The sequence below is a fragment of the Rhodococcus sp. AC861 genome (genome assembly GCF_979256035.1).
Genome location: NZ_CEEDMW010000076.1, coordinates 1 through 249, shown reverse-complemented (window position 1 = coordinate 249; position 249 = coordinate 1). Strand labels below are relative to the sequence as shown.

The window sequence follows — 249 nt, the reverse complement described above, 5'->3', positions numbered from 1 at the left end:
CGATGATGCCATCGTGGTTGTAGAGGCCGTGCACAGTAAGATGGAGGGCAGTAACCTCTCGGCGCGCGAAGCCACGCATAGTGCTATGGGCGAGATAACGGGCGCCGTTATCTCCATTACCCTGGTAATGTCGGCCGTGTTTATCCCGATCGGTTTTATGACGGGGTCCTCCGGCCTGTTCTACAAACAGTTTGCCTACACCCTGGCTACGGCTATCGTGATCTCGGCCATCAATGCACTGACGCTGAC

1 protein-coding gene is annotated in these 249 nt (G+C 56.2%); it reads left to right on the top strand.

Features of this window, described 5'->3' with window-relative positions:
- Positions 1–249 (top strand): efflux RND transporter permease subunit (locus AC0IX4_RS23215; RefSeq protein ID WP_471831435.1); only part of this gene is annotated, 249 nt, incomplete at both ends.